Below are 16724 nucleotides of genomic sequence, written 5' to 3'. Positions count from 1 at the left end.
CTCGGCTGGGACCGCGCGTACCGCAGCGGCGACCTCGTCATCCTCGACCGGAAGGGCTTGCTGTTCCAGGGCCGCGCCGACGACCAGGTCAAGATCGGCGGTCGACGCATCGAACTCGGCGAGGTCGACAACGCGCTCCAGAACCTGCCCGGCGTCGCCGGCGGTGCGTGCGCGGTGCGCAAGACATCCGCCGGACATGCCATCCTCGTCGGCTATATCGCGTCCACCGACCCCGACTTCGACCTCGGCTCGGCGCACGATCTGCTCTCCGAACAACTCCCGGCCGCGCTGGTGCCGCGTCTCGCGCTCGTCGACGAACTACCCACCCGCACCTCCGGCAAGGTCGACCGCAACGCCCTGCCGTGGCCGCTGCCGGGCGCCGATGCCGGCTCGATCGAAGCGCTCGGTCTCGACCCGACCGCCGAATGGGTGGCCGAGCTGTGGACCGCGATCCTCGGCGCACGCATCGAAGGACTCGACGACGACTTCTTCGAACTCGGAGGTGGCTCGCTTTCCGCAGCCCAGTTGGTCACAGCGCTGCGCGCACGCTATCCGGAGATGACGGTCGCAGACCTGTACGATCACCCGCGGCTCGGATCCCTCGCGCTCTACCTCGACGAACTCGCGCCCACCGAAGCCGCGGTTCCCCGCGACGTCGCGCCCGTCTCGCGCTGGTCGCAATTCGCGCAGATCGCCGCGACCGTGCCACTGACCACCCTCACCGGCCTGCAATGGGTGACGTGGCTCGCCGTTCTCAACAACATCATCGTGCTCGTCACCGACGTTCCGTGGACCGCGACGCTGTCGTGGTGGTGGGTCGCGCTCGGTGCGCTGCTGTTCCTGTCGCCGCTGGGCCGCATGGGTATCGCCGTCGCGGGTGCCCGCTTGCTGTTGCGCGGGGTGACGCCGGGCAGTTACCCCCGCGGCGGTTCCGTGCACCTGCGACTGTGGATCGCGTTGCGCCTGTCCGAGGCCACCGGTGCAACAAACCTTTCGGGCGCACCGTGGATGAGGAACTACGCGCGCGCACTGGGCGCGAAGATCGGCGAGGGCGTCGACCTCCACAGCCTGCCGCCGGTCACCGGACTGCTCGAACTCGGCGACGGATGCTCGATCGAGCCCGAGGTGGACCTGTCCGGATTCTGGGTGGACGGCGACGTCGTGCACATCGGCAGTATCCGCATCGGTGCAGGCGCTGCAATCGGTGCTCGCTCGTTCCTCGCACCCGGCGCGCGGATCGGAAAGAACGCCGAGGTCGAGGCCGGTTCGGCCGTGTTCGGGCGGGTCAAGTCCGGCCAGCGCTGGGCGGGCTCGCCCGCGAGGAAGACCGGAAAAGCAGACCGGGGATGGCCCGCGCAGGACCCGCCTCGCGGCAGCATGTGGCTGCCGATATTCGGTTTGACCTCGATTCTGCTGGCCGGGCTGCCGATCGTGTCGATCGGCGCCGGCGTCGCACTGCTCGTGTGGTGGGTTCGGGATACACCGACGGTGCCGGACGCCGTCGTCCGTTCGCTGGCGATGCTGCCTGCGGCTGCGCTTGTCACGATGCTCGTCTTCGCTGTGCTGACGGTGCTCACCGTGCGGCTTCTGTCCGTGGGAATGACCGAGGGCTGGCATCCCGTGCGCAGTCGCGTCGGCTGGCAGGTGTGGGCGACAGAACGGCTCATGGATTCTTCGCGCACATTCCTGTTTCCGCTCTACGCGTCGATGCTGACACCGATCTGGCTGCGCATGCTCGGTGCCGACATCGGCAAGGACGTCGAAGCATCCACCGTCCTCATGGTTCCCAAGTTCACCAAGGTTGCCGACGGCGCATTCCTCGCCGACGACACCATGGTCGCGTCGTACGAACTCGGCGGCGGCTGGCTGTACATCTCCCATGCCAAGGTGGGTAAACGCGCCTTCCTCGGTAACTCGGGTATGGCGGCGCCGGGTCGACGCGTCCCCAAGCACGGTCTCGTCGCAGTGCTGTCGGCGGCGCCGAGCAAGGCGAAGTCCGGGTCGTCGTGGCTCGGCAGCCCACCGGTGCGTCTGCGCCGGGCCGCCGGTGACTCCGATTCGAGCCGGACGTTCGAACCGCCGCTGAAGCTGAAGATCGCGCGCGGCGCCGTGGAAACCTTTCGTCTGATCCCATGGATCGTGACATTCGGGATCGGCCTCGGCGTGCTGTTCACCTTGAACACCCTCGCAGCCCACGTCGGCTACTGGCTTGCCGCATTGCTCGGCGGAATCGTGCTGATGGTGGCAGGTGCGATCGCTTGTGCCGTGACGATCGCCGCGAAGTGGCTCATCGTCGGACGGATCGGCCGGGAAGAACATCCGCTGTGGAGTTCCTTCGTGTGGCGCAACGAAGTGTCCGACACCTTCGTCGAAATTGTGGCCGCACCCTGGTTCGCGCGTGCCGCGACCGGAACCGCGGTGATGAACCTGTGGTTGCGCGCGCTCGGGTCCAAGATCGGACGAGGCGTCTGGTGCGAAAGTTACTGGCTCCCGGAGGCCGATCTGGTGACCATCGGCGACGGTGCGACGGTGGAACGGGGGTGCGTTGTACAGACCCACCTGTTCCATGATCGGATCATGTCCATGGACACCGTGACTCTCGGCGCCGGCGCTACGCTCGGCCCCCAGTGCGTTGCGCTGCCCGCCTCGGGAATCGGCGCCGGCGCAACTGTCGGACCTGCCTCACTCGTGATGCGCGGCGACGTCGTACCCGATTCCACGCGGTGGCAAGGAAACCCGATCGCCCCATGGACGAGTCCAGGCGATTGGTCACCTCGGTGAAGCCCGTCAGGACCAGCAAAGCAGTAGCACCCGTCGGCACGGACCGCCCGCTGGATTCGTATCTTCCCGAGAGCGGGAACCGCGGCTATCGAGTCTCGCGGTACGAACTCGACCTCGCCTACAAGGTCGTCGCGAACCGGCTCGACGGCAGGGCCACCGTCATCGCCACCACCACGGATGTGCGCGCGAAATATTCTCTGGACCTCGCGCAGACGATGCGCGTCGCGAAGGTGGCACTCAACGGCAAGCGGCCGGCCAAGTTCGCGCACCGCAACGGCAAGCTGACCGTTGCCCCGGCCGAGAAGATTCCCGCCGGCGCAATCCTCACGTTCACGATCCAGTACTCGGGCACTCCGAGCCCACTGCAGACGATGTGGGGCGAGGTCGGCTGGGAGGAACTCGAGGAGGGTTCCCTGGTGGCGAGTCAGCCGAACGGTGCACCGACGTGGTTTCCGTGCGACGACCATCCCGGATCGAAAGCCACATACCGGATCACGGTGACCACCGACGCACCGTTCACCGCCGTCGCGAACGGCACGCTCCTTCACAAGACGTCGCGGTCGAGCCGCACCACCTGGGTGTACGAGCAGCCCGAACCGATGGCGACCTACCTGGCGACCGTACAGGTCGGCCACTACGAGACCCGAAAGGTCGCGGTGACACCGGTGCCGCAGTACGCCGTGCACCCGCCGCGTCTGCGTGCCCAGTTCGACAAGGACTTCGCCCGCCAACCTCAGATGCTGGAGTTGTTCACGCGACTGTTCGGGCCGTATCCCTTCGCCCACTACACCGCGCTCGTCACCGACGACGATCTGGAAATACCCATCGAGGCGCAAGGACTGTCGACGTTCGGCGCCAACTTCTGCGACGGCAAGGGACGTGAAGAGCGTCTCGTCGCACACGAGCTCGCACACCAGTGGTTCGGCAACAGTCTCACTCTGCACCGGTGGCGCGACATCTGGTTGCACGAGGGATTCGCGTGCTACGCGGAATGGCTGTGGTCGGAAAATTCGGGTGGGCCTTCCGCGCAGGAGCTCTCGGCGGACGCGTATCGCGGGCTTGCCGGCAAACCGCAGGACATCGTGCTCGGCGACCCCGGCCCGAGGGACATGTTCGACGATCGCATCTACAAGCGTGGCGCCCTGACCCTGCACGCCCTGCGGCTGCGCCTCGGCGACGACCGCTTCTTCACCCTGCTGCGCACCTGGACCACCGAGAACCGCCACTCGAACGTGACGACGGAGCAATTCACGGATCTGGCAACACGATTCACCGACACCTCCCTGCGCGCGCTGTGGGACGGGTGGCTGTGGGACGCGGCGCTACCGCCGTCACCGCGTATCTGAATCCTTCGGACACCGCTCAGGGCAGGGTGACGTCGGATGCGAGCCACCGTCCGTCGACGAGTTCCATCGTCATGACCACCCGACTGCGGTCGAGACGCGGCTCCTGCACGAGCGCATTGGTCACGGACTGGTCGATGAACAGCAGCACATCGACGCGGGTCCTCGACGCGGACTTGACTCCGGATTCGACCACGGTGCCTTCGGCCCGTGCGTCGTTGTCGACGAGCAACTGCCGCAATTGTTCGCTCGACTGCGCGTACATGTCCTTGAATTCGCCGGTCGCACCGTCGAGGACCGCCGCGAAGTTCCCATCGAGCTCTCCGGAGTTCACCGAAGTGAGAACGACGGCGTATTGCTGCGCCGCAGCGAGAGCATCGCGCGCCGCCGCGTCGACCGCTCGGTCATCGTTCCATTGCCAGGCGAAGAACCCGGCGCACGACGCACACACCACGGCTACGACCGCGAGGGCGACGAGGGCAGATCGTGGACCCGGTCGACGAGCCCCGCGACGGGGCGGATCCTCGACCGCGGTGTCGGCCGGTTCGGCGTCGCCTCGCGTCACGGGAGTTGCGTCGGCGTCATCGTCTTCTGCCGGCGCGTGCCGATCCGTCATGGTAGTGCTGCTCTTGTTCATACGACATTCCTTCCGATCGAACGGACATGCTGGACTTCTCGATCGTTGTCACCTCGGCGCGAGCCATTCCGGGCCGGGTCCGGCGTGTTCGAGTGGAATCGACTGCGGCCCGACGGGTGTGGCGTCCGACTGCCGCTGCGGGTCGACACCGGGCGGCGGACCGGCCGCGTCCTCCTCCTCCGCCGGACGCGGCGCATTCCGGGCGCCTCGAACGAGAATCGAGGGATCCTCGTCGGTGCAGTACGTGTACAGGTACGGCTCGGGGAAGTCGGGGAGCGACGGCGGGCGTCTCGGGAGGTCGTAGTCGCACGAATAGCGGGGGTATATGTTCACGAACGCCCAGACACCGCCGTCGCGGAACGCGGTGCCGATTCCCTCCAGCGTCGAACCGTCGCGGTCTGCGGGAAAGAAGAATTCCTGCAGTGCCGGAACCCGCAGATGTGCCATCTGCGCAACCGTGGCGAGGTTGCCGAGCAACTGCACCATCGTCGGCGAATTGTCGGCGAACAGCGTGTCGAGCGCCCCCAGCGTGGCAGGCGAGCGGTCGACGAATGTCCGGAATCCCCCGTCCATCGATTCGACGCCCTGTAGCAGTCCGGACACGTCGTTCGACATGGCCTGCAGTCCCGGACCGGCCTCGGCGAGTGTTCCGAGTACGGTCCTGCTCGTATGGAGCAGCGACACGGTCTGTGGCAGAACGGAATCGAGCACCGAAATCAGGTAGGTTCCGCCGTCGATGAGGTCGGCAAGTTTCCGTGGCCCCTCCGGGCCCACTCCGAGCTCGTCGACGACCGTCTCGAGCTGCCCCGGGTCGATCTGGGCCAGCATGCCGTCGAGATCGTGCATGAGTGTGGAGAGAGGCACCGGCGTGGACGTGTCGGACACCGAGATCTCGGCACCGTCCATCAGATAGGGACCGTCGTCGGTCGAGGGCCGGAAGTCGAGGTACTGTTCGCCGGCGAGCGAAAGGCCGGCGACCCGCACCGCGCTGCCTTCCGGGATCCGCACATCCGAATCGATGGCCGCGACCGCAACGACGCCGTTCCCGGTCGGATCCACCGACACGACCTGCCCGACCGGAACACCGCGCAGGGTCACGTCCCGATCGGGCAGAATCCCGCCCGACAGTTCGAAGTGCACTCGTACCAGCATTTTCCGATCGAGCGGGTCGAGGTGGAAGACACCGAACACCAGATACACGATGCCGAGCACGAGCGTCAGCGCCAGTGCCGCGACCGACAGCCCGAGCCGGTGTGCAACTCCCGAGCGTACTGCCGTGACGATCCCCCGGGCTGCGGCCTCCGGCCACGTGCTCCCGCTTCCGCGCCGAACTGCGCTCCGCGTCATCGTCCGGCTCCCGTCACCCGGGTCTGCAGGCGCAGCAGCGTGTACGTCAGTGCGCCCACCATGTTCTCCCAGTCGACGGTTTCGGGCTGGCGGCTACCCGGATCACCCGGGTGACCGGGAGAGGGGGTCGCGCCGAGAATCAGCTGTTCCCAGTCGGCGTCGACATGTGCGGACGTCCCGTTCGTCACCTTCATGATGGGGGCGATGAGACTGTTCACCGCTTCCAGATCGGCTTCCGGAGCCGTGGCAGCGTTGTTCAACTCCGCCGCGATCCGGTTGATGTCGGCCACCATCCCACGCGTATCGGTACCGTCGACCGCAGGGAATCTGCCGAGTTGTCGGCTGATCCGGTCCACCTGGTCGATCAGGTCGACGACCTGAGCGGTGTCCGAGGCAATGACATCGAGAGCGGGTCCGGCGGCCGACACGACCTCGTGGAGGGTCGCCTTCCGCTCCGACAGGGTTGCGATCAGTCGATCGGTCTGCACGAGCGACTGTTCGACGGCCTCGGACCTCTCCCCGAGAAGGCCGACCAGCCGAGCAGACTCGTCGAGCAGACCGGCGATTCGGTCGCCCCGACCGTCGACTGCCGCACCGAGCCCGTTGGCGATCTTCGTGAGGTTGCGCAAAGCGCCACCGTTGACAAGAACCGAGGCGGTGGACAGCAGTTCCTCGATGGTCGCGGCAGCCGATGTGGACGAGGCCGGAATATTGTCGCCGTCTGCCAGCGCTTCCGGCCGCTCCGGGTCCGCCTCGTCGCGGGCCGGCGGTTGCAGAGCGACGAACACGTCTCCGAGTGGTGTGGCCGAACGTAATTCGGCGCCGGCTCCCACCGGCACCACAACTCCGGCCGCGATGCGCATGGTCACAACCGCCTGGTAGTCCCGCACCGCCATCGATTCCACCTCCCCGATGTCTGCTCCCGCGAGCTTCACCTTCGCCTTGGTGGGTAGATTCAATGCGTTGTCGAATGTTGCGGTGAGGGTGTAGGAGGCGCCGCCGAGTCCGGGGGCCGGCAGCGGTAACTCCTCCAAGCCGACGGAGCACGCCGCCGTCGACACCGCTGCCACGGTTGCCCATGCCACGACGACAGCGCGACCTGTCCACCTGCTCACCTCGGCAACCCCGCGAGACCTTCCAGCATGGAAGGTATCCCGAAGTCCGGACCGAAATCGGCGAGAGCTCCGGTACTGCAGCCAAGTTGACGCATTCCCAGGAGATTGCAGACCTCCTTGACCAATTGGCTGTCGAATGCGACCTTCTCGAGTTGGGCGTGCACTCGCGCTCCCCCGTTTTCCTGGTCCATGGCGTTGTATGCGTTGTTCATCAGCAGCGGGGTCAGATCGAGGAATTCTGCGATTTCTCGCCGATAGTCGGCCAGTGCACGAGTCACCGTCTCGGCGTTCGCCGCTGTCGACTGCAGAGACTCACGGTTGGACAGCAGCAATTCGCTTGCCTGAAGAAGAATCTCGTTCACCTGTGCACCGGTGTCGCCGAATCCGATTCCGGACTCCGCGAGGACGTTGCTGAGCTGATATACCGCGGAGCCGAAGTCGCGAATGTCCTGGTCGTTCGCGGACGCCGCGGTCGACAGCGACGCCAGGTTGTCGATGATCTCGGTGAGCTCGTTGCGGGTCTGTGCGCCACCGTCGGGGCCGAGACGTAGCGCCTCGGAAAGCTCGCCGAGGGCCGATCCGATCCCGGTACCCTGCCCCGCCGTCATCTCCTCGCCGGCGGCGAGCAAGCGCGCGACCGGGCCGTCACCCGCGCCGTCACCCTGGAGTTGCAGTGACAACGTATCGGCCATCGCGAGAAGCCGGTCGAATTCGATGGGTGTACGGGTCCTTTCGATGCCGATCACAGCACCGTTGCCGAGCGTGGGGCCGCCTCGATACACCGGGGTGAGCTCCACGTGCCGGTCCGTCAGCACCGAGGTCGACACGGCGACGGCCTGCACATCGGCAGGTAGCTCGATGTCGGCATCGATACTCATGGTCACCGCTACATGCGTGCCGCGCGGATGGATCACGTCCACCTGTCCGACCGGAATGCCCAGCACAGCAACGGAATTTCCGACGTAGAGTCCGGCACCGTTGTCGAACTGCGCAGTGACGGTGATCGTGTCGTCACCCGGCACGGCAGCGCGAATACCGAAGAACGTGACCGTCGCGACCGCGGCGATCGCAGCGATACCCACCATCGACACTCGCGACATCATCGGCATTCTCCGAAGTAGGGGGGCAGGTCGAGCTGATCGGCGTGACCGCTGATCGCGCACATCCACGAGTCGATGAACGGTCCTGAAGGCGAGGTGAAGTCGACCTCGTTTCCGGTCCCCGTCGCGTTGGTGAAATTTCGTAGCGGCACGGGCAGGATCTGGAGCGTATTCCGGAGTAGTTCATCCTGATTGCTCAGACTCCGGAGCATCTCGTCCAGGGCACCGATCAGTTCGTCGATCGCGGCGCGGTCGTCGACGACGACGGAATGCAGTTGCCGGACCAGATCGGTGGTGGATGCGAGGAGGCGCTCCACCAGATTCTGGCGCAGAGCGAGTTCATGCACCATGTCACGCCCGTCGCGCACCAGAGAGCCCAGGCTCGCCTGCTGTGTCCGGACGATTTCGGTGAGCCGGTGCGTGGCGGTGAGCAGCGAACCGATCTGCTCACGCCGGTCGGCGACCACCCCGGACAACTTCTCGACATTCGTCAGGGCCCGGGGCACCAGTGCGGGCACGCCTTCGAACTCGTTCGACAGTTCGACGAGCGTGGTACCGAGGCGCTCGGCATCGACTTCTTCGAAGGTCGTCGTGGCGTCCGCGAGCACTTCCTGGAGGTCGTAGGGCACGACCGTGTGGTGCAGCGTTATCCGCCGATCCGGAAGGTCTCCTTCGCCGGCAGGGCGTAACTCGATATACCGAGAGCCCAGCAGCGTGGTCAGCTTGATCGAGGCGCTCGTGTCGGCCCCGAGCCGGACCTCCTTGTCGATCTTCATGCCGACGACCACATGGTCGTCTTCCAGCCTGGCACCCTCGACGGTGCCCACCTGCACCCCGGCAACTGTGACGGCATCCCCGGAGCTGATCTGGGCGGCCTGCACGAACTCCGCCTCGTAGGTCGTCTCCCCGAGCCCGGCCCGTGCGAACACCAGAGTGCAGGCAAGGGCCACCACGATGGCCAGGACCGTGGCAGTGCCGAGTACCGCGGAACTGTAGTCCTCGACGGAGCGCAGCCGGATCCGACGCGCGAGCATCGTTGTTGTCCGAATCATCCGGTCACCTGCAGATCGGAGATTGTGTGATCCGGCCGCCCGGAGTCGCGGTCGCGACAACGGATGGAATCACGTGGCTGAGTTCCGGAATGATCGTGGCATTGATGTTGCAGAGGTACGTGTTGAGGTAACTACCTTCCTGGCTCACGCGCGCGAGGCCTTTCAAGAGTCCGGGCAAGTTGTAGCCGAAGTACGCGAAAGAGTCCTTGTTGTCGACGAAGTGGCTCGTGAAACCGGGTCGACGTACCAGCATCGCGTGGAGGTCCGGCTGCACCTCACTCGTAAGTGCGGCCAGTCTGTCGGTCGTCGTGGCAATCGTGTCGAGCGAGCCGGCCAGCTCCGCCCTCCTGGTCGTCAATTCCCCGAAGATCGCGTGCGCGCTGTCGATGACGGAGTCGATCTCGGCGCTCTGTGTCGCGAGACCCTGCAGGATTCCGTCGAGGTTCACGATGATGTCGCCGAGGATGCGATCCGGTTCTGCCAGTGACTCCGCGAGTTTCGTGGTCTGGGCGATCAGCGTCGTGACGGACCCCCGGTCACCTTGGAGGGCAGCGATGATCGATGTGGTGATGTCGTCGACCCGATCCGGATCGAGCACGCTGAACAATGGTTCGAAACCGTTGAGTAACAGCGAAATATCGAACGACGGCTCCGTCCTGTCCAGGGGGATCTCCGCTCCGGACCCGAGGATTCGGGTATCACCGTGGTCGGCGCGGGAAAGACCGACATAACGCTGACCGATGATGTTCTGATAGGTGATGGCAGCCCGGGTGTTCCCGAATACGGCCTGCCCCGAATCGATACTGAACGCAACCCGCGCCACGGTCTCGTCCAGGGAGATCGAATCGACTCTGCCCACGCGCACGCCGGCCATCCGCACGTCGTCGCCCACACGCAGCCCCGATACGTCGCTGAACACTGCCGTGTACGACGCCGTCGGACCCTGGACCCCGCGTTGCAGCGTCACGAGCACCGGCCAGGTCAGTGCGGCGGACACGGCCAGAAACAAGATCAGTCCGATCAATGGCTTCCGTATGCTCATCGCGGCGCTCCGGAGTCTTCGGGCACGACACGGATGTCGGCGCCCCGGGCCACCGGGCCGAGGAGAAGGTCGGCGGCCGCACCGAGGTCCCCTCCGAGGATCCGGTCGATGATCTTCTTCTCGTCCGGGCTGCCCACCGGACCGACATTTCCGCCGACCGGAACTCCGCCCGCGCTCGATGATTCGCCGAGCCGATCGACGACGCGGGGCGCGCCGGTCTCGGGCGCCGTGGTGCAACTCGGCCCTGCAAGATCCCCGTAGCGGGGACAGTCGGCTCGCGTGTACGTGAGGTGAGGGGTGGCCTGGAAGACGAATTTACCGACACCGTTCTGCTGACCGGGTGGCCAGAATTCGACGAACCACTTTTCCGAGATCCGGTTCATCCTGGTCACGATCGGAGTGAACTCGTGTGCGCCGTCCGCGACAACGCCCAGAACCGGTCCGAGCCGGGCGGTAAGGGACGTCATCTGTTCGGTGTTGTTCTCGAATGCCGTTGCCACGGTGGACAACGTGTTCGCACTGCCGAAGAAGAACGACGACAGCTGTTCCTCGGTCTCGACAAGAGTCCGCATCGGGCCGACCGCGTGGCCGACCGCATCGAGCAGGTCCGGTGCCGAATTGTGCAGTCCTTCGACAGCGTCTGCCAGGGCACTCAGCGTCGAGGGACCGCCGTCCGGGGTGACCACCGCGCCGATCTCGTGCACGATCCGCTCCAGCCGAGCGCCTGCCTGGACGATGTCCTTGCCGCGTCTATCGGTGGCCTCGGCGACGGCCGCGAGTACGCCCAGCGTGTCCTGGGTGTCCAGGCGAGCGGCCGCGGCGGTGAGCTCTCGGAGTTTCGTGAGCGCGGTTTGCAATTGCACCGTCGACAGACTCTCGTCCTGGACGATCGTGGCATTCTCCCGGAGGGGTGCCGCTGCACCGTTGTCGACCAGCTGCACGGATGACACCGCGAAGACGTTGCTCGGCACCACGCGCGCGGTCACCGAACCCGGGATAGCGGAGAGCCTCTCGGGATCGATGGAGATTCGAACGACGTTGGGACCGCCGTCCGTGGACAGCCCGACCTCGCGTACCTCTCCGACCAGGACGCCGCGGAACTTCACATCGGATCCGGCCGGTAGTCCGTCACCGATGTCGCCGAGCAGTGCGGTGAGGTGATATGCCTCGTCGAACTTGCCACCGGTCTTGGCGATCGTTGCGGCGACGAGCAGTGCTGCGGACATCAAGGCCACCACACCGCACAGGAACAGGCGTCGGGTCGACAATCGATTCGGGTCGCTCTCCAGCAGGATCGACATCGGCCTATCCCCCGAGCCTTGCGCCGGACCCGAGTCCCCAGAACAACAGTGTCAGAAGGAGATTGACCACGATCATTGCAGAAATGCTTGCACGCATGGCCCGACCGGCCGCTGTTCCCACTCCTTGCGGCCCACCCGCGGCGTAGAACCCGTAGTAGCACTGGATGGTCGTCGTGATAACCACGAACACCACAGTTTTGATCAGTGAATAGAAGATGTCGGTGCCGCTGAGGACCAGCGAGAAGTAGTGATCGTAGGTTCCTGACGACACACCGCCCGCCAGTCCGATCACGGTCTGCACCGCCAGGTAATTCACGGCGAGGCACACCAGGTACAGCGGAATGACCGCAACGACGGACGCCAACAGCCGCGTCGTGACGAGAAACGGGATCGATCGGATGGCGAGTGCTTCCATGGCGTCGATCTCCTCGGAGATCCGCATCGCGCCGAGCTGAGCGGTGAAGCGACAGCCGGCCTGCGCCGCGAAGGCCAGGGAAGCCATGATCGGAGCCAGCTCGCGCGTCGTCGCAGTCGACGACACCATTCCGGTTGCGGGCTCGAGGCCGAGCAGGTGCAGGGCGTTGTAACCCTCGATCGCGACGATAGCTCCTGCGGCCGCGCCCAGCACGATGATCACCCCCGCGGTGCCACCGCCGACGACAAGCGACCCGTTTCCCCATGTGACGTCCGAGAGGATCCGCAGGAACTCTTTCCTGTAGTGGCGCAGCGTGGTGGGAACCGCGGCCAGCGCCCGCACCAGGAACGTGACCATATGACCGAGGCGGACGACGAGCCTCACCTGCGATGCCAGAAGGCCCGCGACAGGCCTCGCACCCGACGGGAAATAGCGGGACGCCACTTCAGAACCCCGTCCGCGGGAAGAGCAGCACATACAGCTGCGTGAAGCCCACGTTGACCACCATGAGAAGCAGAATCGAGGCCACCACGGTCGCGTTGACCGAGTTGGCCACCCCGGCGGGACCACCCCGGGTCGACAGCCCCTTCTGGCACGCGACCACGGCGACGATCGCACCGAACACCATCGCTTTGACCATCGTGAGGACGAAGTCACCGACGGTGGCGAACGACGCGAATGTCGTTACGAAACTGCCCGGGGTGCCGTTCATGACGAACGTGTTGAAAAGGTAACCGGCGAGGAAGCCGACGAAGCAGACCATCCCGGTCAGGGCCAGACCGACGACAACAGCCGCTGCCAGGCGCGGGGCTACCAACCGGCGCACCACCGAGATCCCCATGACCTCGAGGGCGTCGATCTCGTCGCGGATCTTGCGCGAACCCAGATCGGCACAGAGCGCCGAGCCTGCCGCAGATGCCATGAGCAATGCGGCCACCATCGGTGCGCCTTGCTTGATCACGGCAAGCCCGCTCGCAGCACCGGCCAGTGAGGTCGCACCGACCTGGCCGGCAAGCAGCCCGAACTGGATCGACAGCGTCACCCCGATCGGCACGGCAACACACATTGTCGGCAACGCCGCCGCCGACGCCATGAAAGCTGCCTGACGTATGAACTCCGCGAAGGGAAATCGGAAGGTGACGATATCTATGACCAGAAACTCGACGGCTCGGATACCGAGCACGAATTGTTCTCCGACGGTTTCCAGCGCAGCGAGAGGGTGCCGGCGCGTGTAGCGTCGGACCCACTCGATGATTTCAGCTATCGCAGAAGGCTTTTCATGTCTCACAGCCGGCTCGTCCACCGAATTCGGCAGCAGAAGGTTTTGTGCCACAGTCGATCCCCTTCGGAAGTGGGATATGGCGATTCCTGCTAGGCAGAGGGCGAACTCACGATCGACAGTATTGCCGAATCAATTTGCGCGCGTGAATTTATCGCGCGCCATGCTCCGGCCTCACCGCAACAGCCCGCGGGCGATCGAACTGTTGCGAGGAAGAGTACCCGACGCGTCCTCAAAGTAGAGGGAAGTTCTCGATTTTGCAATGGCGGTTTTCATCGGCCCGCGAGTGAACCCGCACAACTACTCGCCTTCGAAACGCCTCAGCCACCATTCGACCAGCTCGACCGTCTCGGCGTGGCCCGCCGTCACGCCCAGCGACTCCTCCATCACCAGGACCCGGGAGATGCTGGTCATCAGCACGGAGACGACCACGGGAGGAACCCTGTCGGAATCGAGCCCCAACCCTTGCAGAATCTTCTCCGCCGCGTCCTTCTGGCCCGCTCGGAACAATTCGGAGTAGCGGGCAATCTCCGCACGCAGGGAATCCCGATGGCGCGCCATCGCGATGAACTCCATCGTGACCGCGACTGCAGCGGGATCGATGCTGTACTCCCACAGAGCCCTCAGGGGATTGGGCGAGTCCAGCACCTTCGCCTGCTGCTGAAGGCCCTCCTCCGCACGTCGTCGGAACATCTCCAGGAACAGTTCGTCCATCGTGCGGAAGTAGTAGTGGACGAGCTGCGGCTTCAGGCCGGCCTTCTCGGCCACCCGGCGCGAAGTGACTGCGGCATAACCGCTTTCCAGCATCACCTGCTCGGCCGCGTCGAGCAGCACGTTGCGGTTCTTCGCGTCCGGCGAACCGATCCTCCGAGGCGACGCCATCCTCTGACCTCCAGTTCGCCACTCATGTGTCCGGCCCGAATATCGTAGCGCCCCGAGAATTGTGTTCTTGACCACAGATACTCCTCGTGCTATTCATGTACCGAGCGATGCTAGGCAACTGCTCAGCACGGGCGAACGGGCGAGATCACCGATACCACCGCCGTTGTGCACGACTGCGTGCACACAATCTCAGGAGACTCGATTGAGCGACTTCGACTCGAAGGACTTCTTCACCGATCCGTCCTTCATTCCGGATCCGCACCCCTTCTTCGACCATCACCGGTCGCAGTGCCCCGTGAAGCGTTTGGAAGCGTCGCAGAATGTCATCGCCGTCACCGGATTCGACGAGTGCCTCGAGGTGCTTCGCAATACCGCAGCGTTCTCGAACATCGTGGCACCCATCGGGCCCTTCCCCGGTCTGCCGTTCGAACCGCAGGGCACAGATATCAGCGCACAGATCGACGAACACCGCGAACAGTTCCCCATGTTCGAGCACCTGGTGACGATGGACCCGCCTCGGCACAGCCGCCACCGGAGACTGCTCAGCGGACTGTTCACACCCCGCAGGCTCGAAGAGAACGAGCAGTTCATGTGGGAACTCGCCGATCGCCAGATCGACGAATTCCACTCGTCGGGCGCGGTCGAGATGCTCAACGGATACGCACAGCCGTTCGCTCTGCTCACCGTCGCAGATCTACTCGGCGTCCCGAAGGAGGATCACGACGAATTCCGGGTGTACCTGAACGCGCAGAAGGTGGGCGCGATGGAGGAAGGCGACAGGCTCACCCGGAATCCACTGGAGTTCCTCGACGAGAAGTTCACCTCGTACCTCGAGGATCGCCGAAGTTCCCCGCGCGGCGACTCCCTCACCCAGTTGGCCAATGCGAAATTCCCCGACGGATCCACCCCCGAGATAGTCGAACTCGTCCGGCTCGCCACCTTCCTCTTCGCCGCGGGCCAGGACACGACTGCGAGGTTGATGACCTCCGCGTTCCGGCAGATCGCCGAGTTTCCTGATCTTCAGAAGCAGCTCCGCGAAGACCGCACTCTCATCCCGCAGTTCGTCGAAGAAATCCTTCGAATGGAAGGACCCGTCAAGAGCGACTTCCGGCTGGCTCGAACGGCGACATCCCTCGGTGACGTCGAGATACCGGCCGGCTCTGTCGTCATGGTTTCGCTCCCTGCCGCAAACCGTGATCCCCGTCGATTCGAAGATCCACACGAGTTCAGGATGGATCGCGCCAATTCCAAGGAACATGTGGCATTCGGACGGGGAGTGCATTCCTGTCCCGGCGCGCCGCTCAGCCGTGTCGAGGCTCGCGTCACTATCGAGCGAATGCTCGACCGAATGGACGATATCGCCATTTCCGAGACAGCTCACGGGCCCGCCGACGACCGTCGCTACACCTATGAACCGACATACATTCTCCGCGGACTCATCGAACTCCATCTCGAATTCAACCCGGTGCCGTGACCGAGCGACGAAGGACCTCCGTGCAGAACACCCACAAGCCAGATTCGACGACAGAGCGCGTCGCAGTCGTAACCGGCGCGGGATCCGGTATCGGACTTTCCGTCGCCCGGCACCTCGCAGAGCGGCGGCACCCTGTCGCACTCCTCGACCGAAACGGCGACGCTGTGCGTGATGCGGCCGAGAAGTTGCGAGCGAGTGGAACTCCGGCGGTCGCACTCGACGTCGATGTCACCGATCGAGCAGCAGTGGACTCAGCCCTGGACAAGGTCCGGGCAGAGCTCGGCCCGATCCGGATCATGGTCACGAGCGCGGGGATCGAGGGAAGTGCCCCGTTCACCGACATCGCACTCGACGATTGGGACCGCATTCTTGCGGTGAACCTCACCGGCACTTTCCACTGCATCCAATCGGCGGTTCCCGACATGCTCGACGCCGGCTGGGGGCGCATCGTGACGATCTCTTCGTCGAGCGCCCAGTCCGGGGCGCCGGAGCGCGCCCATTATGTGGCGTCCAAGGGAGGGGTCATCGCCCTTACGAAAGCGCTCGCCTTCGAACTCTCGCCGAAAGGCATCACGGCCAACACCATTCCGCCGTCGATCATCGATACACCGATGGCGCGAAACGGCGGAGTGATATCCGAGGGAATCAAGCTGGACGATCTTGCCGGCATGACTCCGGTACGGCGATTGGGAACACCCGACGACGTCGCAGCAGCATGTGCTTTCCTCTGCACCGACGACGCCGGCTTCATCACCGGCCAGGTGATCGGAGTCAACGGCGGCTGGTACCTCTGAAACGAGCTGAAACGATCTGCTCGGTCGATGGTGACAAATGCCGATGGCCCCCAACACATTTGCATGTGTTGGGGGCCATCGGTAACGGGTGTTCGGCGGTGTCCTACTCTCCCACACCCTGTCGAGTGCAGTACCATCGGCGCAGACAGGCTTAGCTTCCGG

At 64.8% G+C, this 16724-nt stretch carries 14 protein-coding genes; 4 read left to right on the top strand and 10 right to left on the bottom strand.

Annotated elements, in window-relative coordinates:
* Together Q8814_RS17540 and Q8814_RS17535 are read left to right on the top strand one after the other, a co-directional pair.
* The coding region (locus Q8814_RS17540) for a Pls/PosA family non-ribosomal peptide synthetase (protein WP_330153292.1) at nt 1–2781 on the top strand (2781 nt) is incomplete at its 5' end.
* On the top strand, nt 2748–4127 hold the full coding sequence (locus tag Q8814_RS17535; RefSeq protein WP_330153291.1) for a M1 family metallopeptidase: 1380 nt from the start codon (nt 2748–2750) through the stop codon (nt 4125–4127). The genes Q8814_RS17540 and Q8814_RS17535, both read left to right, overlap by 34 nt.
* Nucleotides 4128–4143: 16 nt before the next feature.
* Here the strand turns inward: Q8814_RS17535 and Q8814_RS17530 are convergent, their stop codons facing one another.
* The 10 genes from Q8814_RS17530 to Q8814_RS17485 form a co-directional block, all read right to left on the bottom strand.
* Nucleotides 4144–4761: a hypothetical protein gene (locus Q8814_RS17530; protein WP_330153290.1), complete on the bottom strand. Its 618-nt coding sequence runs from the start codon at nt 4759–4761 to the stop codon at nt 4144–4146.
* 48 nt (nt 4762–4809) lie between these two features.
* Nucleotides 4810–6108 carry an MlaD family protein gene (locus Q8814_RS17525; RefSeq protein WP_330153289.1) on the bottom strand — a complete coding sequence of 433 codons (1299 nt, stop codon included), beginning with the start codon at nt 6106–6108 and terminating at the stop codon, nt 4810–4812.
* A complete protein-coding gene (locus tag Q8814_RS17520; protein WP_330153288.1) occupies nt 6105–7223 on the bottom strand; it encodes an MlaD family protein in 1119 nt (372 codons plus the stop codon). The genes Q8814_RS17525 and Q8814_RS17520 overlap by 4 nt, the downstream gene beginning before the upstream one ends.
* Entirely contained in the window at nt 7220–8326 is a 1107-nt protein-coding gene (locus Q8814_RS17515; protein ID WP_330153287.1) for an MCE family protein, read from the bottom strand. The genes Q8814_RS17520 and Q8814_RS17515 overlap by 4 nt, the downstream gene beginning before the upstream one ends.
* A complete protein-coding gene (locus Q8814_RS17510) occupies nt 8323–9375 on the bottom strand; it encodes an MlaD family protein (RefSeq protein ID WP_330153286.1) in 1053 nt (350 codons plus the stop codon). Before Q8814_RS17510 ends, Q8814_RS17515 begins: the two co-directional genes overlap by 4 nt.
* A 4-nt stretch (nt 9376–9379) precedes the next feature.
* Nucleotides 9380–10417, bottom strand: a complete 1038-nt coding sequence (locus Q8814_RS17505) for an MlaD family protein (RefSeq protein ID WP_330153285.1) — start codon at nt 10415–10417, stop codon at nt 9380–9382.
* Nucleotides 10414–11718, bottom strand: coding sequence for an MlaD family protein (locus tag Q8814_RS17500; protein WP_330153283.1), 1305 nt, complete (start codon nt 11716–11718; stop codon nt 10414–10416). Before Q8814_RS17500 ends, Q8814_RS17505 begins: the two co-directional genes overlap by 4 nt.
* A 4-nt stretch (nt 11719–11722) precedes the next feature.
* On the bottom strand, nt 11723–12577 hold the full coding sequence (locus Q8814_RS17495) for an ABC transporter permease (protein ID WP_330153282.1): 855 nt from the start codon (nt 12575–12577) through the stop codon (nt 11723–11725).
* 1 nt (nt 12578) lies between these two features.
* Nucleotides 12579–13436 carry an MlaE family ABC transporter permease gene (locus Q8814_RS17490; RefSeq protein ID WP_408015925.1) on the bottom strand — a complete coding sequence of 286 codons (858 nt, stop codon included), beginning with the start codon at nt 13434–13436 and terminating at the stop codon, nt 12579–12581.
* Nucleotides 13437–13712: 276 nt separating this feature from the next.
* Nucleotides 13713–14294, bottom strand: coding sequence for a TetR/AcrR family transcriptional regulator (locus Q8814_RS17485; protein ID WP_330153280.1), 582 nt, complete (start codon nt 14292–14294; stop codon nt 13713–13715).
* Between the two features lie 202 nt (nt 14295–14496).
* Here Q8814_RS17485 and Q8814_RS17480 point away from each other — a divergent pair, with 202 nt between their 5' ends.
* Together Q8814_RS17480 and Q8814_RS17475 are read left to right on the top strand one after the other, a co-directional pair.
* Nucleotides 14497–15768 carry a cytochrome P450 gene (locus Q8814_RS17480; RefSeq protein WP_330153279.1) on the top strand — a complete coding sequence of 424 codons (1272 nt, stop codon included), beginning with the start codon at nt 14497–14499 and terminating at the stop codon, nt 15766–15768.
* 20 nt (nt 15769–15788) lie between these two features.
* The gene (locus Q8814_RS17475) at nt 15789–16562 is read left to right on the top strand and encodes an SDR family NAD(P)-dependent oxidoreductase (RefSeq protein ID WP_330153278.1); all 774 of its coding nucleotides are present in this window, start codon (nt 15789–15791) and stop codon (nt 16560–16562) included.
* The last annotated feature ends 162 nt before the right edge of the window (nt 16563–16724 follow it).

The organism is Rhodococcus chondri, assembly GCF_036327435.1.
Taxonomy (GTDB): domain Bacteria; phylum Actinomycetota; class Actinomycetes; order Mycobacteriales; family Mycobacteriaceae; genus Rhodococcus; species Rhodococcus chondri.
Note: the sequence above shows the minus strand (reverse complement) of the source record. Positions and strands in the feature narration are given on the sequence as shown.